This is a genomic window from Betaproteobacteria bacterium (assembly GCA_016709965.1).
GTDB lineage: Bacteria > Pseudomonadota > Gammaproteobacteria > Burkholderiales > Rhodocyclaceae > Azonexus > Azonexus amarohabitans.
In genome coordinates this window covers 1,106,152-1,127,035 of record JADJLT010000001.1, presented here as the reverse complement: position 1 = coordinate 1,127,035, position 20,884 = coordinate 1,106,152, and the positions used below count along the sequence as shown (strand labels likewise).

21 protein-coding genes are annotated in these 20,884 nt (G+C 54.2%); 18 read left to right on the top strand and 3 right to left on the bottom strand.

All coding sequences use genetic code 11. From position 1 onward, the window contains the following. The 8 genes from IPJ12_05650 to motD all read left to right on the top strand — a co-directional run bounded on the left by IPJ12_05650 (position 1) and on the right by motD (position 9,923). A complete protein-coding gene (locus IPJ12_05650) occupies positions 1 to 1,917 on the top strand; it encodes a chemotaxis protein CheA (GenBank protein MBK7646643.1) in 1,917 nt (638 codons plus the stop codon). 180 nt (positions 1,918 to 2,097) lie between these two features. Continuing rightward, complete coding sequence (gene flhB, locus IPJ12_05645; GenBank protein ID MBK7646642.1) at positions 2,098 to 3,231, top strand: flagellar type III secretion system protein FlhB; 1,134 nt, start codon at positions 2,098 to 2,100, stop codon at positions 3,229 to 3,231. Further along, positions 3,232 to 5,316, top strand: a complete 2,085-nt coding sequence (flhA, locus tag IPJ12_05640) for a flagellar biosynthesis protein FlhA (protein ID MBK7646641.1) — start codon at positions 3,232 to 3,234, stop codon at positions 5,314 to 5,316. Continuing rightward, the gene (gene flhF / locus IPJ12_05635; GenBank protein MBK7646640.1) at positions 5,313 to 6,770 is read left to right on the top strand and encodes a flagellar biosynthesis protein FlhF; all 1,458 of its coding nucleotides are present in this window, start codon (positions 5,313 to 5,315) and stop codon (positions 6,768 to 6,770) included. The genes flhA and flhF overlap by 4 nt, the downstream gene beginning before the upstream one ends. Beyond that, on the top strand, positions 6,763 to 7,653 hold the full coding sequence (locus IPJ12_05630) for a MinD/ParA family protein (protein ID MBK7646639.1): 891 nt from the start codon (positions 6,763 to 6,765) through the stop codon (positions 7,651 to 7,653). The genes flhF and IPJ12_05630 overlap by 8 nt, the downstream gene beginning before the upstream one ends. Next, a complete protein-coding gene (locus IPJ12_05625; protein MBK7646638.1) occupies positions 7,653 to 8,405 on the top strand; it encodes an RNA polymerase sigma factor FliA in 753 nt (250 codons plus the stop codon). Before IPJ12_05630 ends, IPJ12_05625 begins: the two co-directional genes overlap by 1 nt. Continuing rightward, the gene (locus IPJ12_05620; GenBank protein ID MBK7646637.1) at positions 8,398 to 9,138 is read left to right on the top strand and encodes a flagellar motor protein; all 741 of its coding nucleotides are present in this window, start codon (positions 8,398 to 8,400) and stop codon (positions 9,136 to 9,138) included. Before IPJ12_05625 ends, IPJ12_05620 begins: the two co-directional genes overlap by 8 nt. After that, complete coding sequence (gene motD, locus IPJ12_05615) at positions 9,138 to 9,923, top strand: flagellar motor protein MotD (GenBank protein ID MBK7646636.1); 786 nt, start codon at positions 9,138 to 9,140, stop codon at positions 9,921 to 9,923. Before IPJ12_05620 ends, motD begins: the two co-directional genes overlap by 1 nt. Positions 9,924 to 9,932: 9 nt before the next feature. Here motD and IPJ12_05610 read toward each other — a convergent pair whose 3' ends face one another. The 3 genes from IPJ12_05610 to flgA all read right to left on the bottom strand — a co-directional run bounded on the left by IPJ12_05610 (position 9,933) and on the right by flgA (position 11,426). Then, on the bottom strand, positions 9,933 to 10,403 hold the full coding sequence (locus IPJ12_05610) for a flagellar protein FlgN (GenBank protein MBK7646635.1): 471 nt from the start codon (positions 10,401 to 10,403) through the stop codon (positions 9,933 to 9,935). Then, on the bottom strand, positions 10,400 to 10,684 hold the full coding sequence (gene flgM / locus IPJ12_05605) for a flagellar biosynthesis anti-sigma factor FlgM (protein ID MBK7646634.1): 285 nt from the start codon (positions 10,682 to 10,684) through the stop codon (positions 10,400 to 10,402). The genes IPJ12_05610 and flgM overlap by 4 nt, the downstream gene beginning before the upstream one ends. Positions 10,685 to 10,748: 64 nt before the next feature. Further along, a complete protein-coding gene (flgA, locus tag IPJ12_05600) occupies positions 10,749 to 11,426 on the bottom strand; it encodes a flagellar basal body P-ring formation protein FlgA (protein ID MBK7646633.1) in 678 nt (225 codons plus the stop codon). 143 nt (positions 11,427 to 11,569) lie between these two features. Here flgA and flgB point away from each other — a divergent pair, with 143 nt between their 5' ends. Genes flgB through flgK form a run of 10 tightly spaced genes read left to right on the top strand, consistent with a single transcriptional unit; the run spans position 11,570 to position 20,873 of the window. Next, a complete protein-coding gene (gene flgB, locus IPJ12_05595; protein ID MBK7646632.1) occupies positions 11,570 to 11,980 on the top strand; it encodes a flagellar basal body rod protein FlgB in 411 nt (136 codons plus the stop codon). Between the two features lie 9 nt (positions 11,981 to 11,989). Beyond that, complete coding sequence (flgC, locus tag IPJ12_05590) at positions 11,990 to 12,403, top strand: flagellar basal body rod protein FlgC (protein ID MBK7646631.1); 414 nt, start codon at positions 11,990 to 11,992, stop codon at positions 12,401 to 12,403. 13 nt (positions 12,404 to 12,416) lie between these two features. After that, the gene (locus IPJ12_05585) at positions 12,417 to 13,097 is read left to right on the top strand and encodes a flagellar hook assembly protein FlgD (protein ID MBK7646630.1); all 681 of its coding nucleotides are present in this window, start codon (positions 12,417 to 12,419) and stop codon (positions 13,095 to 13,097) included. A gap of 11 nt (positions 13,098 to 13,108) precedes the next feature. Further along, the gene (flgE, locus tag IPJ12_05580) at positions 13,109 to 14,440 is read left to right on the top strand and encodes a flagellar hook protein FlgE (protein MBK7646629.1); all 1,332 of its coding nucleotides are present in this window, start codon (positions 13,109 to 13,111) and stop codon (positions 14,438 to 14,440) included. 21 nt (positions 14,441 to 14,461) lie between these two features. Beyond that, positions 14,462 to 15,205 (top strand): flagellar basal body rod protein FlgF, encoded by a 744-nt coding sequence (locus IPJ12_05575; protein ID MBK7646628.1) that lies wholly within the window; start codon positions 14,462 to 14,464, stop codon positions 15,203 to 15,205. A 13-nt stretch (positions 15,206 to 15,218) separates the two neighbouring features. Further along, a complete protein-coding gene (gene flgG, locus IPJ12_05570; GenBank protein ID MBK7646627.1) occupies positions 15,219 to 16,001 on the top strand; it encodes a flagellar basal-body rod protein FlgG in 783 nt (260 codons plus the stop codon). A 9-nt stretch (positions 16,002 to 16,010) separates the two neighbouring features. Further along, positions 16,011 to 16,667: a flagellar basal body L-ring protein FlgH gene (locus IPJ12_05565; GenBank protein ID MBK7646626.1), complete on the top strand. Its 657-nt coding sequence runs from the start codon at positions 16,011 to 16,013 to the stop codon at positions 16,665 to 16,667. Positions 16,668 to 16,690: 23 nt separating this feature from the next. After that, on the top strand, positions 16,691 to 17,785 hold the full coding sequence (locus tag IPJ12_05560) for a flagellar basal body P-ring protein FlgI (protein ID MBK7646625.1): 1,095 nt from the start codon (positions 16,691 to 16,693) through the stop codon (positions 17,783 to 17,785). An 8-nt stretch (positions 17,786 to 17,793) separates the two neighbouring features. Then, complete coding sequence (gene flgJ / locus IPJ12_05555) at positions 17,794 to 18,759, top strand: flagellar assembly peptidoglycan hydrolase FlgJ (GenBank protein MBK7646624.1); 966 nt, start codon at positions 17,794 to 17,796, stop codon at positions 18,757 to 18,759. Positions 18,760 to 18,809: 50 nt separating this feature from the next. Further along, a complete protein-coding gene (gene flgK / locus IPJ12_05550) occupies positions 18,810 to 20,873 on the top strand; it encodes a flagellar hook-associated protein FlgK (GenBank protein ID MBK7646623.1) in 2,064 nt (687 codons plus the stop codon). The last annotated feature ends 11 nt before the right edge of the window (positions 20,874 to 20,884 follow it).

Below are 20,884 nucleotides of genomic sequence, written 5' to 3'. Positions count from 1 at the left end.
ATGACCGACTTTGGTGGGATGGAGGATCTGCTGCAGGATTTTCTGCAGGAGGCGCACGATTTGTTGTCTGATGTGGACAACAAGCTCGTTGAGCTTGAGAAAATGCCTGATGATCGTGGATTACTTAACGATATTTTTCGTGGCTTTCATACGGTCAAAGGGGGAGCTGGCTTCCTCAATGCCACTGAACTCGTGACGCTGTGCCATTTGACTGAAAATCTTTTCGACCGGCTACGTAATGGTGAGCTTGAGCTGACTGCGGAATTGATGGACGTCATCATGGATGCAACCAAGGGGGTGCGAGAGATGTTCGGCGAGTTGGGGCAGATGGTCCAGCCGCAGCCAGCAGACCCCGCGGTAATCGCAGCGCTACACGGGGTGCTAACTACCGGAGATGTTGCTGGCGGGGCGAAAAAGGGGGCTGAAGCACCGGCGCCTGAGCCTGAGCTGCCAAAAGTTGATGCGGCGGCGCCGGGTGAGCCTGACTGGAATCTTCTCCATGCTGCCGTGACAGGTACCGATGCCAAAACTGTAGAGCCGCAAAGCGAGTTGATCACCAAGGCAGAGACTGCTGTCGCAGAGGTTGGCATTACGCCCGCGGGTGTTGTGTCTCAGCCTGCAGGAGCGGCTTCGCCATTTGGTCGTCGTACAACGGATCGTCCCGGCGCATCCCCTAGTTCGGCTCGGCGCGCGGAAGAGCGCGGTCGGGAAAATACGATTCGCGTCGATACCTCACGTCTTGATCAGGTGTTGAATTTATCCGGAGAAATTGGATTAACTAAAAATCGCCTCACCAGTCTGCGCGCTGACATTCTTGCAGGTAAGAGCGATGCAGAAACCTTGCATGCCCTTGATCAGGCGGTTAGCCAACTTGATTTGTTGGTATCTGATCTGCAGAACTCGGTGATGAAGACTCGAATGCAGCCGATTGGCAGACTGTTCCAGAAATACCCACGAATTGCCCGCGATTTGGCGCGGCAATTGGGCAAGGATGTCGAGTTGGTGTTGTCTGGAGAAGAAACTGAAGTCGATAAGACCATGATTGAGGATCTCGCCGATCCATTGATCCACTTGATTCGAAATGCAGTTGATCATGGTGTTGAAATGCCCGAAGAGCGCCAGGCTGCAGGCAAGCCTCCAAAGAGCTTGGTACGCCTTGAGGCTCGTCAGGAGGGCGACCATATCGTGCTGATTATCGCCGATGACGGCAAGGGGATGAGTGCTGAGCGTATTCGTGCGAAGGCAACGGAAAAAGGACTAATTTCCGAGGAGGAGGCAAATACGCTCGACGAGCGCCAAAGCCTGAACCTTATTTTCCTGCCTGGGTTCTCGACCAAGACTCAGATTTCAGATGTGTCCGGCCGAGGTGTTGGAATGGATGTGGTTAAAACCAATATCCAGAAGCTTAATGGTTCGATCGAAATTCGCTCGGAGCCAGGCAAGGGTTCCGTATTTATTATTTCACTACCGCTGACACTGGCTATTTTGCCGGTCTTGTTGGTGTTGCTGGGGGATCAGCCATTCGCGTTGCCATTATCGCTAGTTCGTGAAATTCTGCCTATCGAACAGAGCCGTATCCAGGAAGTGGGTGGTAAGGAGACCTTGGTGGTCCGGGGTGAGGTTCTTCCAGTAATAACATTGGCCAGACTGCTTGGTTGGCCCTTGGAGCGTTATCCGGAATACGGGGTCTTCATGCAGACGGCAGAGCGCAGCTTCATTCTTGCTGTTGATAGTTTTGCCGGGCGTGATGATGCGGTAATCAAATCCTTGGAAGATTTCCGTCCCAAGGGGGTAGCGGGAGTCACTACGCTTTCCAATGGTCAAATTGTATTAATTCTGGATATGAAGGAGTTACTTTCCGATCTGGGACAGCGCGCTGATTTTGGGGCCGGGGTAAGAGCGTTAGATTTCGCATGATTCCTGTTTTAGGTCAACGAGTTGAAAAGGGGGCTTTGCCCCCTTTTTTGTATTTGGAGGTTTACTCTATTGTCATGGGCTTGCGATTGGCATCTGAGAAACAGAATAAAAAAACACTCGTACATGTTTAATTTTTCTCGTTTTTTCCTATAATAGCCATAACGTAAACCTAAGACGGCCATGGCTGAAGATAGCGACCTCGAGAAATCCGAAGAGCCTACAAGCAGGCGAATCGAGCAGGCCCGAGAGCAGGGACAGGTCCCGCATTCTCGCGAACTTAGTACTTTTCTTGTTTTGGTCGTGGCTGGTGCTGCTTTTTGGTCAATGGGTGGATGGTTGATTGGACGTTCGATGGCGTTCGTCCAACGGGGTTTTTCCATCGAGCCTGAAGTGATGCGTGAGCCAGCGCTCATGCTTCCTCGTCTGGCGGAAATTTCCGGCGATGCACTGTTTGCTTTTTCTCCCTTGCTCGGTTTGCTTCTACTTGCTGCGGTCCTCCCACCGTTCTTTCTGAATGCATGGGTTTTTTCATCGCAGGCTTTGGTTCCGGACCTGAATCGATTGAATCCCCTGACCGGTTTCGGCCGGATGTTTTCTTGGAATAGCTTGATGGAGCTCGGCAAAGCAATTCTGAAGGCTGGATTGTTAGGCAGCGTCGCTGTCCTGCTGATTTGGAAAGAGCGGGATGAGATCTTTGGTTTGCTCGGCGAGCCACTTGAGGCCGGCTTGGCTCATGCCGGGAACTTGGTGTCGTTTTCTTTTCTCCTTTTGGCTTCGACGCTCGTGCTTGTAGTGGCGGCAGATGTTCCCTTTCAGCTTTGGCAATATTTCGACAAACTGAAAATGACCAAGGAAGAGATCAAGCAGGAGATGAAGGAGATGATGGGCGATCCGCACGTCAAGGGTCGTATCCGTAGCCTGCAAATGCAAGCGGCCCGAAAACGCATGATGTCCTCGGTGCCTCAGGCTAATGTGGTGGTGACCAATCCGACGCACTATGCTGTGGCGCTTGCCTATCAAACGGGGATGGCGGCGCCTAGGGTGGTGGCCAAAGGGGCGGGGGTGATTGCCTTGAAGATTCGCGAAATCGCCGGCGAGCACTCGGTGCCGATCTTGGAGGCGCCGCCTCTAGCCCGAGCGCTATATAAACATGCCGAACTAGACTCGGAAATTCCCTCCGCCCTGTATAACGCAGTTGCGGAGGTTCTTGCTTATATCTACCAGCTTGCCAATTGGCGTCAGATCGGCGGGGTATATCCTATCCCGCCACGCGATCTTCCTGTTCCGCCTGAGCTTGTTCCGGAGGCTGCGTAAATGGCTGCGACATCGCTCGGCATGCAGGGATTTTTAGCGCGGATGAATGTCACCCAGCTGGGGGCGCCCATCCTGATCTTGATGATCTTGGCAATGATGGTCTTGCCATTGCCCGCTTTTGTGCTGGATGTGTTTTTTACATTCAATATCGCAATCTCCGTGCTGGTTCTACTTGTTGCGGTCAACACGCAAAAAACGCTGGAATTCTCGGTTTTTCCAACCGTCCTGTTGGTAACTACCTTGCTGCGCCTGTCCTTGAATGTCGCTTCGACGCGAGTGGTAATGCTTGAAGGGCATAGCGGGCCGGATGCGGCAGGTAAGGTGATTGAGGCTTTTGGTCATTTTCTGGTCGGTGGTAATTTCGCCGTGGGTATCGTTGTATTCATGATTCTTGTTGTCATCAATTTCGTCGTGATTACAAAAGGTGCCGGCCGGGTAGCGGAAGTGTCCGCACGCTTTACCCTCGACGCCATGCCTGGCAAGCAGATGGCTATCGATGCCGATCTTAATGCCGGCCTGATCGGGGAAGAGGATGCCCGGAAGCGCCGCACGGAGATTTCACGCGAAGCTGAGTTCTTTGGCTCGATGGACGGTGCTTCGAAGTTCGTTCGTGGCGATGCGGTGGCTGGTATCGTCATCATGTTGCTCAATGTCGTGGGTGGGCTGATTGTTGGCGTCTTTCAGCACGATATGGAAATCGCGCAGGCGGCCAAGAATTACACCTTGTTGACGATTGGCGATGGTCTTGTTGCGCAAATTCCGGGACTGATCATTTCGATTGCTGCCGGTATGGTCGTGACACGAGTGTCTGACGACCGCGATATAGGTCAACAGGTGATGGGCCAGATGTTCCGAAATGGCCGGGTGATTGCCATTACTGCGGCCATTGTTGGATTCCTCGGATTGATACCGGGTATGCCGAATTTAGTCTTCCTGTTGCTATCTTCCGGTTTGGGGTGGATGTCCTGGCGGATGATGGAAAAGGAAAAGCGTATTGTCGAAGCGCCGGTCAAAGTGGCTCCTGCTCCGGTCCAAGATGCGATGGAGGCTACTTGGGGGGATGTTGCACCGCTTGATGTTCTCGGGCTGGAGGTTGGTTATCGCTTGATCCCGCTGGTCGATAAGTCTCAGGATGGTGAGTTGTTGCGCCGTATTCGCGGTATCCGCAAGAAATTCGCCCAGGAGGTTGGCTTTCTTGTCTCGCCGGTGCACATTCGTGACAATCTTGAACTTAAGCCTAATGCCTATCGAATACTTCTCAAGGGGGTTGAGGTAGGGCAGGGCGAGGCCTATTCAGGCCAGTTCATGGCCATTAATCCAGGGCGTGTTGCGGGAACATTGAACGGTACTGCAACCAAGGATCCTGCGTTCGGTTTGCCGGCGATCTGGATTGACGCAAATCAGCGGGATCAGGCGCAGGCCTATGGGTATACCGTTGTAGATGCGTCGACAGTGGTCGCCACCCACTTAAATCACTTGATTCTGACGCATGCAGCTGAATTGCTGGGTCGCCAGGAGGTTCAGCAACTGCTCGATCATTTGGGCAAGGAAATTCCCAAACTGGTGGAAGATCTGGTTCCCAAGATTTTGCCATTGGGTACCTTGCAGAAGGTTTTGCAGGCGATGCTCGAGGAAGGCGTACACATTCGCGACATGCGGACGATTATCGAAACCGTCGCCGATCATGCAACGCGTACTCAAAATGCAGACGAGCTCTCGACTCAGGTGCGTATCGCACTTGGCCGCGCCATAGTCCAGCAATTGTTCCCGGGCAATAGTGAAATGCAGGTCATGTCGCTTGATCCCACCCTGGAGCGGCTTCTGTCACAGGCGGTTGCAGGCGGTTCAGAGAACACCAGCTTTGAGCCCGGTCTTGCCGATACGCTTGTGCGCGAAACGGCTGCCGCTGCAGAGCGTCAGGAAGGGCTCGGGTTACCTGCTGTTCTTCTCGTGCCAGCCAGTTTGCGCGTGCTGTTGTCCAAATTCTTGCGTCGCACCGTTCCCCAGTTGAAGGTGCTGTCTCACAACGAAGTACCTGAAACCCGAATTATCAAGGTGACCTCGATCATCGGAGGTAGAACATGAACGTCAGAAAATTTATCGCAGCCAACGCAAGGGACGCCCTGAGGAAAGTGAAGGAAACACTGGGCAACGATGCGATTATTCTTTCCAATCGCGGTGTTCCCGGTGGCGTGGAGATCATGGCTGTTGCAGCTCGCGATATGGCGATGATCGTTCCAACTTCAGTTGCCGATCGTCCTCCAGTCGAAAGGCGACCGGCCCCTTCCGACGCAGATGATGACTATCGTGTCGTGTTGAGCTCAGCTCGTGCGCGGATTTCGCAGCCGCCGCAGCCAACGGTGGTTTCACCTCCCCAGCAGGTGTCGCGACCGGCTGCCAATCCGGTACCGCCTCAACGTCCGATAACTTCGGTTAATGCTGGCATTCCCCGAACGGGGGCTTTACGAAATTTGGAAATTGGCCGTTCTTCGCCGTCGACCGCAGCAAGCCAGCATCCCGCCATGAATGGTGCTCCAGAGATGCCGCCATTGCCTCAAACGCCTACTCCACGACGAGCTGAGGCTGAAGTGGTGCCGATGGAGGTTATGGATGAGATTCGTTCGCTGCGCAAGATTGTCGAGCAACATCTGGCCGGATTTGCTTGGGGTGAGTCAGCCCGCTCGGAGCCAGTAAAAACCGATATTTTGCGTCAAATGCTCGATGCCGGATTTTCACCGCAATTCGCTCGTGATCTGCTTCACGATCTGCCACGTGAAATGAACGGCCTCGAAGCCATGGCGTGGGTGAAGGGAGGAGCCGACCGCTCGTTGATGACTATCGGTAGTGACAATGACATTGTTGACCGGGGTGGTGTCTATGCTCTGGTAGGCCCGACCGGGGTTGGAAAGACAACAACGACTGCCAAGCTGGCGGCGCGCTGTGTGTTGCGTCATGGTCCGAGCAAGGTTGCTCTGGTGACCACTGACGGCTACCGTATCGGTGCCCATGAACAACTTCGAATCTATGGCCGCATTCTTGGCGTCTCTGTGCATCTGGTGAAGGATCAGAATGAGCTGCGCCAGACCCTGGTGGAGTTGCAGCATAAGCACATGGTATTGATCGACACCATGGGCATGAGCCAAAAAGACAAGCTGGTTCCAGAATTGACCGACATGTTGGCGGGCTGTGATGTACAGCGACTGCTGTTGCTTAATTCAACGTCGCGCGGCGATACCTTGGACGATGTGGTCCGTGCTTATGCCGGGGATAGCCTCGCTGGTTGCATCCTGACCAAGATTGATGAAGCGGCCAGTTTGGCGACCGTGCTGGATGTTGTCATGCGTCACGGCCTCAAGTTGCAATACGTATCCAATGGCCAGCGCGTGCCTGAAGATTTGCATCTGCCGAATCGCAGTTATTTGCTGCACCGGGCGTTCAAGGATGTTCCCGAGAATTCGCCGCACAAATTCGATGGCGTCGAGCCGGGTCTGATGATGGCGAATGCCGGCATGGTCGCTGCCGGAGGCCGCCGTGGCTGATTTTCGCGTAGATCAAGCGGCCGGCCTGCGTCGCTTGCTGGGCGGTGGACAGCAATTGCAGGTAATTACCTTCGTATCAGGGTGCGACGGTGTTGGCCGCAGCGTGGCTGTTGCCAATATTGGTGTAGCGATGGCTCGTTTGGGCAAAGAAGTGTTGATCATCGACGAGCACGCATCTGGTGATGACATCGCTGCCACATTCGGCTTGGTGGCTCGCAATGATCTCCTTAATGTCGTGCAACGGGAAATGCCCTTGTCGCAGGTTTTACTGCAGCCAATGAACGGTTTGCGTGTTTTGCCTGCCGCGCGCGCAGTCAAGAAGTTGGGGCGTTTATCGCTGCCCCAGCAGCAGACCTTGCTTGATGCTATGTCCGGCCTTGAGCGGCCAATTGACGTAATACTGGTCGATGCAAGCATGGCCCATCCCAACGGCTTCTCTCCTTTTGGTCTGGTCTCGCAGGAGACCGTGGTCGTGCTTTCCGGTAGTAGCGCATCAATTACCGAAGCTTACTCGCTGATCAAAAAAGTAAGCCACGCCTTCTCAAGGAAGCACTTCCGGATTTTGGTAAATAAAGTACGCAGTCAGTCGGATGCCCGTTCAATTTTCGAAAATATTGCCCAAGTTGCGGCTCAGCGCGGAATAGCGCGTCTGGATTACGCGGGTGCTATTCCACTGGATGATGCGCTGAGACAGTCATCCCAACTTTGCCGGTCTGTGCTTGTTCAGGCGCCTGACTCACCTTCTGCCACAGCGTTCCGTGACATTGCATCCGATATTTCTTACTGGCAACGCAGTGAAAGCGAGGCTGGTGGGGTCGAGCAATTCATGCAGCAACTGCTACACTTGAGCCAACGCATAACACCGAACGTACTTCGAGCCTGATGTATACCGCTGCGGGGCAGCCAGATAGAGAACAGTTGGTTCAGCGCTTCGTGCCGCTGGTGAAGCGTATCGCCTATCATCTGATGGCGCGTTTGCCGCCAAGTATTCAATTCGATGATCTGGTTCAGAACGGCATGCTGGGATTGCTGGATGCGATTGATCGCTATCAGGAAGGCTTCGGGGCCCAGTTCGAAACCTATGCAACTCAACGCATTCGTGGCGCCATGCTCGATGGGCTCCGCGAAAACGACTGGTTACCGCGTAACTTGCGCCGGGAACTGCGCCGTATCGAAACCGCGATGAGCCAACTGGAACATGAGCACGGACGAGCACCGTCAGAACGCGAACTGGCAGAAGCGTTGGGTATGACCTTGGCCGACTATCAAAAAACCCTGCAGGATGCGCGGGGGCACCAGATTGTGTACCTTGAAGACTTTTCCGGCAGCGGCGATGAGGATTTTCTTGAACGCCACTTCACGGACAACGATGCCGATCCTGTCTCCATTCTGGAGGACCAGGGCGTTAAGGCGCAATTGGTAAGCGCAATCAGTCAGTTGCCAGAGCGCGAAAAACTCATGATGGCACTGTATTACGAGCAGGATCTGAATCTGCGCGAGATCGGTGAGGTCATGGGTGTCACCGAGTCCCGCGTCTGCCAGTTGCACAGCCAAGCGATAGCACGTTTGCGCGCCCAAATTACCGGTGAAATTCCTGCGGCAAAAAAACGCCGCAAGGAGAAGGCCTGTGGATAAAATAAGTCTGGCCGGTTTGGCGATCAGCGTTTTCGCGATCATTGGCGGCCAGTATCTGGAAGGCGGCAATGCAGGCTCGCTGGTTCAACCCACCGCACTGTTGATCGTGTTGGGGGGGACGTTGGGCGCAGTATTGTTGCAGAGTCCCATACACATTTTCAGGCGCGGCCTGAAAATGGCAAAGTGGGTCTGGGTTCCGCCGGTCATCGAGCAGAAGCGTCTGATCGATCAGATTCTGAACTGGAGCCAGGTTTCTCGACGTGAAGGTCTTCTGGCCCTGGAAAATTATATTCCCGCCATCAAGGATGAGTTTGCGCGCAAAGGCCTTCAGTTGTTGGTGGATGGCGCCGATCCCGAGCGCATTCGCGAACTCCTTGAAGTGGAAATCAATACGTTTGAAGACGAATGGCGCCAGTCTGCGAAAATCTGGGATGCTGCGGGCGGATACTCGCCAACGATCGGTATTCTCGGGGCTGTCATGGGTTTGATTCATGTGATGGAAAATCTGTCAGATCCTACCAAGCTGGGAAGCGGGATTGCGGTCGCCTTCGTGGCGACCATCTATGGTGTCGGCTTGGCAAATCTTGTTTACTTGCCGATTGCCGCCAAGCTCAAGTACTACGTGACGCGCATGGTCTCATCCCGGGAAATGTTGATTGACGGGCTGGTCGGAATTGCTGTGGGTGACAATCCCCGGATCATCGAAGGTCGTCTGAAAGGTTATTTGCACTGATGGCCCGCAAGCGCCGCGAAGAGGAACCTGAAAACCACGATCGCTGGCTAGTTTCCTACGCTGACTTCATTACCCTGTTGTTCGCATTTTTTGTCGTCATGTACGCGATATCGTCGGTTAATGAGGGCAAGTACAAGGTCCTGTCGAACTCGTTGACCAACGCGTTCAAGAATGTGACAGGGCAACCGGGAGGGCCTCCCATTGCCGTAATTCAGGGGGCGCCGCTGCTGCCGGTAAAGCCGATAGTCAAGCCGGACAGGCTGGCTGACCTGAAAAAAACCGAACAGCGGCAAAAAATGAAAAATGTCGCCAACGACATCATGGAGGCTTTGCAGCCATTGGTTGCTCAGGGGAAGGTGCGACTGCTGGAAACCAGTCGTGGCGTTACCATTGAAATCAATGACAGTATTCTTTTTCCGGCCGGACAGGCAAAGCTGGAACCAGCGTCCGTAAATGCCATGTTGGCCATCGCCAAGGTGCTGGCAGCTTCGGACTTCCCGATTACCATTGAAGGCCATACCGACAACGTGCCGATTGCGACGCCACAATTTCCATCGAATTGGGAATTGTCAGCCATGCGGGCGACCAGCGTATTGCGTTTGTTCAACGATGGCGGCGTTGGCGCGGAGCGCCTGACTGCTATTGGTTATGGCGAAACGCGTCCGCTGGAAACAAATACTACGATTGAGGGACGGGCAAGAAATCGCCGGGTCAGTATTCAGATTGATTCGAATCGCCCAGAGGAACCGACCGAGCTCAAGGACGCCCGCCCGGCAGGGGGCTAGAACAGCAAATCAGGCCGAATCGACAATTCGGCTACCAGTGGCTGGCAGGGTTTGGCCGCTACTACCGTAAAGGGTTGTCGCGCCTTCGGGTTGGGCGGTCAGAATGGACAAAATTTCCGATGTCTGGCGAAGATGCATGTCGACCAGCTGCGCATTGAGCTCATGCAAGGTCTTGGCTTCATTTGCGAAATTAAGCAGTTTTTTCCAGTTGACCGCAGCAAGGCTGTCCTTGCTGTTAATTGCCAGCCAAGTATCCATAATGCCAGCCCCGGTTTCAGCAGATGGCAAGTCAAGGGCTACAAGGCGTTCGTTTTCAAGCGCGTTTAGTGATTCAACCAGTGGGGTTTTGCGGGAAATTAGATCGGAAAGCGCCGCGACCTCACCCCGTTTTAGCGCATCCTGTTCTTCATTCAGGATCGATATGAATCGGGAAACCTGTTCAATTTCCCGTTCGATAATGGCCGCAACAGCAGACGTCATGCCTGGCGCTGTTTGCTACTGTTGAGCAGTTCGCGGCTTGACTCTATCAGTCGGTCGGCGATTGCTTCCGGATTGATCTTGAAGCGGCCTTCTGAAATCGCCTGCTTGATTTCCTGAATGCGTGCCATGTTGATCGGCGGATGTTCGCCTGATTGTAGCGTGCCAGCCAGTTTGCTAAGACTGACCTCATCCTGTGCCGCTGTGGGCATGGAAGATTGGGTTGTTGCCGGCTTGGGCGAGATGGCTGATGTCGCTGGCTTGTAAGTGCTATCGATCTTCATGATGATCTTCTCAAAACTTTAGGGCTTGAACAGATTAACGGCTGCTTCAGGTAGAACTTTAGCTTTAAAAAGAAATTTCTACACTACCGTCTGCATTGGCGACACCAGTAAGCGTTTGTCCAGAATTCATGCGAATTTGTGCGAGCTGCCCTTCTGCCGCGTTGTTCAATGCTTTACCCTCGGCGCTGACGGTAAAACCGGAACCTTTAGAGATGACATTGACGGTTTGGCCTTGGCGGATAACCAATGGCGCGAGCAACTGGTCTGTACGCAAGGGCTGGCCAGCGCCCAGCGAATTGCGTAAGGTTTTCCCGATTGCCTTTTGCGGATCGATGACGACGCCGGTAGGTTGGCTGGTTAGGTCGCCTGACAAGGTTGTCAGATCAGTGGCGCTGAGTGTCTGGCCGGCGCTCAGGGGGCGGCTGGTTGTCACGTAGTTACCGATGACCGAAATATTCACTGGGACATAAACGCTCCAGATGTTCGGCCCCAGACAGCGAACACCGACATGGCTCCTGCCCCTCAGTCGGGCCCCCGGTGGCGAGAAAGCTTCGTGCGCGCTACAGGGGGGCAGGCGACTGACGTCCAGTTTCCCCATTGTGATTTTGACTTGGCCGGACATGCCCTGCGATTGCAGGCGAACGTAGCGCTCTGCCGTGTCGAGAACGAGATCGGTCTCCGCTGCGTATGCTAGGAGGCTTGACGCCAGAAAAAGAAACAACAAGATGATGCGAATGAACATTTGCATATTTTGCCTGATCGCGACATCAGCAGGGCACATTCCGGCAAGTTTTGCCTGAGCATTTGCCGGTTTGTGCGTGAAAGCACCTTTTCAAGGCGTGGCATGGACTGTGCTAAATGTTCTCCATATTGATGGAGCGAACGATGGCAAGTCTCGAACAGAAAATTTCAGTTCTCAGTCAGGCGATGAACCTGCGCACGCAGCGTCATCAAGTTCTGGCATCCAACATCGCGAATGCGGACACGCCGAATTACAAGGCGCGTGATTTCAGTTTCGAAGGCGCAATGCGTAACGCCATGTCAGGAAACTTGACGGCGGGTGGTGTCGAATTGGCGCGCACCTCTGCTGGTCATATGGATGGCGCCGGCAACGGCGGACCCGCTTCGCTCATGTATCGGGCAGACGTTCAGTCGGCGGTCGATGGTAATACCGTTGACATGGATGTCGAGCGTTCAAACATCACTGAAAATGCACTGCAATATCAGATTCTTACGCAATTGATCAGCGAGCAGTTCAAAGGCGTGCGCAGTGCGCTTGCCTCGACGTCGAGCTAAGGAGCCATCATGAGTCTTTTCAATGTCTTCCAGGTTTCATCCAGCGCCATGACAGCGCAGTCGATGCGCCTGAATACCGTGGCTTCCAACCTGGCAAATGCCGACAGCGTAATTTCTTCTGATGGAAAGCCTTATCGCTCCAAGCAGGTAGTTTTCGAGGCGACGCCAATGGGAGGTGCCGGCGAAATGTCGAAAGGCGTTCGTGTGCGGCAGGTGGTCGAAGATGCCTCGCCACCCCGGCTCGTCTACGACCCCAAAAATCCTGCTGCAGACGAGAAGGGCTATGTGGCCTTCCCCAATGTCAATGTGGTCGATGAAATGACGAACATGATTTCCGCCTCGCGTTCCTATCAAACGAACGTCGAGGTAATGAATACCGCCAAGACCATGATGCTGCGCACCTTGCAGATCGGTCAAGGTTAACTAGGAGACGATGATGGCTAGCGTTACAAATACCACTTCGACGACCGCAGCGGATGTTTTTGCGTCGATCAATGGCACCACCAAGTCCTCGACTTCGAGCACGGCAGCGGCTGCGGAAAACAAATTCCTGACGTTGTTGATAACTCAGATCCAGAACCAAGATCCGCTCAACCCGATGGACAACGCTCAGATCACGACGCAACTGGCTCAGTTGAATACCGTTACCGGCATCGAAAAGCTTAATTCCACGCTGACAGATCTTCTGTCCGGCTACAACGAAACGCAGGGTCTGCAGGCGGCAGGCATCATCGGCAAAAATGTGATGGTGGCCGGCAATGCTTTGCCGCTCTCCGGCAGCAAGGCCTATGGCGGCGCTCTGCTCGATATGGCAGCCGATACTGTGACCTTGAATATCAAGGATGCCACCGGCAAGGTAGTGCAGACCGAAAACCTGGGCGCCAAGGATGCTGGCAGTTTCTATTTTGTGTGGGATGGCAAGGATGCAAGCGGCAATACGCTGGCTGACGGTAACTACACCTTTACGGTTGATGCCTCGGCGGGCAGCAACACGGTCACCGCGACAGCCATGAAAATTGGCACGGTTTCTGCTGTTGCTAGAAGCAATGGTGGTTTCGTCCTTGATCTTGGTGCCTTGGGCGATGTTGCCTTCAAGGACGTCCAGCAAATTCTGTGAGGGTTTAGAAAATGGCATTCCAGCAAGCATTGAGCGGTCTGAATGGCGCCTCCAAGGCAATTGACGCGACCAGCCACAATATCGCCAACTCCAGCACCGTTGGCTACAAGTCTTCGGTCGCTCACTTTGGCGATGTGTATGCGGCCTCATTGGCCGGCGCGGGTTCCAGTCAGATCGGCATCGGTGTCAATCTCTCGGCGATCCAGCAGCAATTTACCCAAGGCAATATCACCTCGACGAATAATCCGCTGGATATTTCGATCAATGGCGCCGGTTTCTTCCGCATGGATCAGAACGGCGCGACGACATATTCGCGTAATGGTCAGTTCCATCTGGACAAAAATGGCTACGTGATCAACGACCAAGGGATGAAGCTAACTGGCTATGCAGCTCAGTCAGGCATCGTTATTCCTTCTACACCGTCGCCAATTCAGATCTCCGCATCCGACCTGTCGCCTCAGGCGACCGGCTTGAATTCCAGCAGCACCTTCAATGGCGTCAAAGCGAGCCTGAATCTTGATTCTCGTAAGACGGAGCCGACCACCGCGTTGAACGATGGTGGTGCTGCCGGCTCCGCCACGGCCTTTGCGCCCGATCCGCTAAGTTATAACTACTCGACGGCGCTGTCCATTTACGACACCTTGGGCAATGCGCATACCCAGACTTTCTATTTCCGCAAGACAGCGAATGCGGGAGAGTGGGCGGTTTATTCGAATGTCGATGGCACAACCAATCAGAATGTGTCGTCGACGACTCAAGCCCCAGCAGGCCAGGGTCCGATTGGCCTGCTGCAATTTGATTCCTACGGAAAGCTAACTTCCAGTCCGATGACGGTTACTGTGGATATGCTGAATGTGATGAAGAGTAGCGGCCAGCCTTTGGGTAATGGTTCGCTCTCTCCACAGACATTCACGCTCGACTTTACCGGCACGACACAGTTCGGTAGCGCCTTTGGCACCAACCGCCTGGAGCAGGACGGCTACGCCGCAGGGCACCTGGTCGGCTTGTCGGTCGGTGCTGACGGCATCGTGCAAGGCCGCTATAGCAATGGTCAGACTTTTGCCCAAGGCCAGGTAGTGCTGGCGAACTTCACCAATCCCAATGGCTTGCAGGCGCTTGGTAACAATCAGTGGAGCGAAACCTCAACGTCCGGTCCGGCGCTGGTTGGTGCCCCAAATACTTCTAATCTGGGCGTTTTGACCTCCTCGTCTGTTGAAGAGTCCAATGTTGATCTGACCGCCGAACTGGTTAACCTGATTACGCAGCAGCGCAACTACCAGGCTAATGCGCAGTCGATCAAGACGCAGGACCAGATCATGCAGACGTTGGTCAATCTTCGTTAAATGACCCGCTGAGTCACTGACATGGATCGCCTGATCTACACGGCAATGACCGGTGCCAAGCATGTTTTCATGCAACAGGCCGGGACAGCAAATAACCTGGCCAACGCCAGTACCATTGGCTTCAAGGCACAGGAGCATCGCTTTCGGGCGGTGCCTGTGCTGGGCGATGGCATGCCAACGCGCGCGTTTGTGGTCGACGCGTCGGTCAGTGACGTGATGGATCAGGGTCCGTTGATGTTTTCCGGGCGCAACCTCGACGTGGCGGTCAATGGCAAGGGCTGGATTGCTGTTCAGATGCCGGATGGCAGCGAGGCCTACACCCGGGCAGGTAGCCTGGATGTGGATGTCACAGGACTGTTGCAAACAAAGAGTGGCCTGACGGTAGCCGGCGATGGTGGACCGATCAATATTCCGCCCGACAATACGATTGAAATCGCGCCGGATGGCACGGTATCCATCGTTCCTACCTTTGGCACGCCCAATAATGCCAATGCGGTTGGGCGGATCAAGCTGGTCAATCCCCCGGAGGCCGACATGGTTCGCGGTGGCGATGGCTTGTTCCGTATGCGTGACAACCAGCCAGCGCCTGCCGACCAGAATGTCAAACTGGCCCCCGGAACGTTGGAGGGCAGCAACGTGAATGTGACGGATGCCATGGTGAATTTGATCAGCTTGTCACGCCAGTTCGAAATGCAGATGAAGATGATGCAGACCGCTGACACCAATGCTCAACGCGCTGATCAATTGCTGTCCCTGAGTGCCTGATAGGACCTGAATCATGATTCGTTCCCTGTGGATTGCCCGTACCGGCCTGGATGCCCAACAGACCCAGTTGGATGTCATCTCCAATAATCTGGCCAACGTCAGTACCAACGGTTTCAAGCGCTCCCGCGCAGTCTTCGAGGATCTGCTTTATCAGAACCTGAGGCAGCCCGGTGCGCAGTCGTCGCAACAGACGCAGATTCCGACCGGCCTTCAGCTTGGAACCGGCGTCCGCCCGGTGGCTACTGCGCATATTTTTACGCAGGGCAATTTGCAGAAGACTGACAATGCGCTCGATTTGGCGGCGCAGGGTAGTGGGTTTTTCCAGATATTGCTGCCGGACGGGACGACAGGTTATACCCGCGACGGGTCGTTTCAAAAGGACAACCAAGGGCAGATCGTCACTTCCGACGGCTACCCCCTTCAACCCAACATCACGATCCCGGCCACCGCCTTGTCGGTCAGCATAGGTACGGACGGGACCGTTTCAGTGACCCAGCCAGGTACGGCTGCCGCGACGCAAATCGGCAGCATCCAGTTGGCAACCTTCATCAATCCGGCTGGCTTGCAAAGCATCGGTCAGAATCTCTTTCTGGAAACTGCTGCCAGCGGTACGCCAACGCCGAATACGCCGGGAACGAATGGTGCCGGTACGGTCAATCAAGGCTATGTCGAAACCTCCAATGTCAACGTGGCGGAGGAGTTGGTGACCATGATCCAGACTCAGCGTGCCTACGAGTTGAATTCCAAGGTGATTTCTACCTCCGACGCCATGCTGGGGCGTCTGACGCAACTGTGAGGTAAGGTCATGAATTTCATTTTTCTGCTTTTTTTACTGTTGACCGCAGGATGTTCGACGGTACCACCTACCAACGTGCATCAGCCAATGACGGCTCGTCCATCGCCGCGTTTTGATATGCCGAATGGCAATGGTGCGATCTATCAGGCAGCAAACAGCCGCCCCTTGTTCGAAGACAGACGGGCCCGTTATGTGGGCGATACGATTACTGTCAAGATTACGGAAAGCACCACCGCCTCAACGAAATCCAACAACAAGCTTGATAAGTCGAATGTCGCCACGGCTTCTGTCAGTGGCTTGACCGGCTTGCCCGGCAAGGGGTTGCTCGGTCTCGATCTTAATGCGCAAAGCGCCAATGCCTTCAGTGGCAAAGGTGAGGCAGCCAACAATAATATCTTTAACGGCAACATGACGGTGACCGTGATCGACGTCATGCCGAATGGCAACTTGTTGATTTCCGGAGAGAAGCAGGTGGCAATCGGTAGTGAGCAGCAATTTGTGCGCATTTCCGGCGTGGTTAATCCCAGTTTTGTCGATGCATTCAACGTTGTCGAATCGTCGAAGATTGCCGACGCTCGGATCGAGTACAAATCGTCCGGCCAGGTTAGCGATGGTCAGATCATGGGTTGGTTGGCACGGTTCTTCCTTAATGTGATGCCGTTCTAGGGAAATATTCGCGGAGAAGCATCATGAAGACGAAAAGCGGCAAATTGTTCTATCAGTCGGCAATTCTGGCCGCCTTCATCCTGCCGCTGTGGAGTCAGCCGGCAGTTGCCGAGCGAATCAAGGATCTGGCCAGTATCCAGGGCGTGCGCAACAACCAGTTGATTGGCTACGGTATTGTCGTCGGTCTCGATAACACCGGCGACCAAACCACACAGACGCCATTTACCACTCAGGCCATCGGCAACATGTTGTCGCAGATGGGGGTCAATCTGACCCAGGAGCAATCCCAGAAGCTGCAATTGAAAAATGTGGCTGCTGTGATGGTTACGGCCAATTTGCCCGCTTATTCCCGGCCGGGACAGCCGATTGATGTAACGGTTTCTTCAATGGGAAATGCCAAGAGCCTGCGTGGCGGGACGCTGGTGATGACCCAGTTGAAGGGTGCTGATGGCCAGGTTTACGCGATTGCACAGGGCAATGTGCTCGTTGGGGGGGCGGGCGCTTCATCCGGTGGTTCCAAGGTCACAGTCAATCACCTTTCAGCTGGCAGAATTCCCGCCGGGGCGACGGTTGAGCGAGCCGTTCCAACCCCTGTCGGACAAGGTGGTGTGGTTTATTACGAACTGGGCAGCAGCGATTACGGCACGGTGCAGAAAGTCGCCGATGCGATCAACAAAAGCGGCGGGCCTGGCACAGCACAGGCGATCGATGGACGTCGCATCTCGGTTCGCGTCCCTGATGAAGCTGACGCTCGCGTTGCCTTCCTGGGGCGTATCGATAATCTGGATGTTCAGCCGATGGTCGGGATGGCGAAAGTCATTGTCAATCCACGGACCGGTTCCGTGGTGATGAATCAGAAAGTGACGCTGGAGTCATGTGCCGTTGCACACGGAAATCTCTCAGTGGTGGTGGACAGCGGGCAACCGCAGTTCGGCCAAAGCGCAGACATCCAGGTAAAGCAGGACAATGGCAGCTTGATGAACGTCAAGGCGGGCGCCAATCTGTCTGATGTGGTCAAGGCATTGAATGCACTAGGGGCCAATCCCATGGATTTGCTGGCCATTCTCCAGGCGATGAAGGCGGCTGGCGCCTTGCACGCTGAGCTCGAAGTCATCTGACGATTGTTATGTCGATACAGGTTCAGAATCAGCCGAATCGGGCGGCGTTTGACGTCAAATCCGCGCAGGATTTGCGCAGCGAGTTTGCCAAGGATCCGCAGGGCGGACTGAAGGCAGCTGCGCAGCAATTCGAAACCCTGTTCCTGCAGCAAGTGCTGAAAAGTATGCGGGATACAGTGCCACAGGATGGCGTTTTGAATAGTGATCAATCGCGCTTCTATACCTCGCTGCTTGATCAGCAAATGGCCCAGAATCTTTCGGCCAGCGGGAAAGGTGTGGGTTTTGCCAAGCTGATCGAGCAGCAATTGGGGAAGACAATCGCAGCGACTCAAGGCGAGTCTGCCTCGACAGTGCCGGCAAACCCTGCCGGCACAAGCTTGCCGCTTGCCGCTTCCGATGCCCGTCATCTGCAGTATCAAACAGTCCTGAGTAGCTTGCCGACTTTGGCGTCTTATCAGAAATTGGATGTGAATCAGTCGGCACTGAATACGACCGACGCACCGGCGACATCGAAGGAGTTTGTCGGTCGCGTGTGGCCGCATGCGGTGGAGGCTTCGCGGTCAACCGGAATCCCACCGCAATTTCTGGTTGGACATTCAGCCCTGGAAAGTGGCTGGGGCAAGAGCGAGATCAAGCGGGCAGATGGCTCCAGCAGCTATAACCTTTTCGGCATCAAGGCAGGAAAGAACTGGACCGGCCAGACCGTCGATGCGACCACCACTGAATACGTGGATGGCCAACCCCGGCAGGTGGTAGAACGCTTCCGGGCGTACGGCTCCTACGAAGAAGGATTCCGGGATTACGCTAACCTGCTGCGTAACAATTCTCGCTATGGCGCTGTTATTGGGTCTCAGGATGGCACGGAGTTTGCGAAACGTTTGCAACAGGCCGGTTATGCCACTGATCCGATGTACGCAGACAAATTGTCGCGCATTATCAATGGCCCGACCATGCGGCAAGCATTGATTGGTTGATTGTCCTAAACTTTGAGGTCAACTGGTCGTTAACCTCAATGAGGTGAATGATGAGCACAGGAATTTACAGTATTGGCGTTAGTGGTATTGCAGCGGCCCAGTTGAACTTGCTGGCGACCGAGCACAACGTCGTCAACGCCAGTACGCCGGGTTATACCCGGCAGCGCGCGGTTCAGGCGACCAATATCGCCGTAAACACTGGTGCCGGATCAATTGGGCAAGGCGTTCATGTCCAGACTATCGAGCGCATGTACGACCGCTATTTGACCGGGCAGCTGAATTCAGCTCAGACAAGTGTGAGTGAGATTAATGCCAACTATGCAGAAATCAGCCAGATCGACAATCTTCTGGCGGATCCATCTGCTGGACTGACCCCGGCGTTGCAGGATTTTTTCAGCGGGGTTCAGCAGGTGGCGTCGAATCCTTCGCTACTCTCTGCTCGCGAGTCGATGGTCTCGTCGGCCACCACCTTGGTTAATCGTTTTCAGTCTCTGGATTCCCGTTTGAGTGAGATTTCCGACGAAGTTAACGGAAAGATTCAGGATGCGGTGACGAGCATCAACAGCTATTCAAGCCAGATCGCGGACCTTAACCAGCGCATAATTGTTGCGGAGTCCTCCTACGGTCAGCCGGCAAATGATTTGCTGGATCAACGCGATACGTTGATCAATGAACTGAACAAACTGATCAAGGTATCGACCAGTACCAACAGTAATGGCTCTTTCAATGTCTTTATTGGGACAGGACAGCAACTGGTGGTCGGTGATCAAGCGATGACCCTTACTGCCATGGCGGCCAGTGCTGATCCTTCGCGCATTGCCGTTGGTTTGCAGACTATGACCGGCAGTTCGATGGAACTACCGGAGCAGCTAATTTCCGGCGGACAACTCGGTGGACTGGTGTCGTTCAGGAATGAATCACTGGATAAGGCGATGAATGAATTGGGACGGGTCGCTGCTTCGGTAGCGCTCACATTCAACGCGCAGCATGCGCTGGGGATGGATTTGTCGGGTAACGCCAGCGGTGACGGTGCAGCCTTCAACGCAGACTTTTTTAACGTCGCGAATCTGATACCAACGGTAAATGCGAATAGTCACAATACCGGCAACCTGGTTGTTACCGCTCAATTGACTAATCCGCCGCCTTACGGCCCAGAGGTGAGTGACGGTAATTTTTATACTAATTTGACCTCAAGTGACTATCGGCTCACTTATGCAGGGAAAAATGCCGCTAACGTTGATCTCTTTTCGTTGAGCCGATTGTCAGATAATAAGCAGTGGTCAGCGGATACGCTAACAAATTTGACGGCGACAGTTCAAAGTACCGAAGGGTTTGGAATTTCTGTCCAGAGTGGCGGGGCGAATATAGGCGATAGTTTTCTTATTCAACCCACTCGCAATGCCGCAAAGAATGTTTCTGTGGATCCCGTTATAGCAGCAGATTCCAGAGCAGTAGCGGCAGCGGTTCCATTTCGTACGAGCGCAACCGATACCAACAAGGGAAACGGTGCAATTTCGTCTGGAAAGACCGTTCCCGGGTTCGATGTAAATTTGCTACGCGCCGGCGATATTACGGTTACCTATAATGCTGCGTCACCAACCCAACTTAGTTTCACTGGTTTGGGCTTGTCCGATACAGTCATCGTTAAATTGCCTGGCAGTGCCGAAAGTGCCCCGGCATTGCCGCCGGTCGCTTATACCCAGGGCATGACCATATCGGTCGACGGCATGAGTTTTCAGCTAACCGGGCAGCCTAGCGATGGTGATACTTTCAAGCTCTCGCTGAATTCGGCGGGTACCGCGGATGGTCGAAATGCGCTGGCCTTGGGGCAGTTGCAGACAAAAAACACGATGGCCGGTGCCAAGGCAACATTTCAGGGGGCTTATGCCCAATTGGTTGCCAATAATGGCATCAAGACCCGGGAGTTGAAGGTGACGGGCGATGCTCAGCAGGCGGTGCTGGATCAGGCCCAAGCCACGCGTGATTCATTGTCCGGCGTTAATCTGGACGAAGAAGCTGCCAATATGATTCGCTTTCAGCAGGCTTATCAAGCATCTGCCAAACTACTAGAAATTGGCAAAACGCTGTTTGATACCATTCTGCAAATTCGTTAACGGAGTACGAC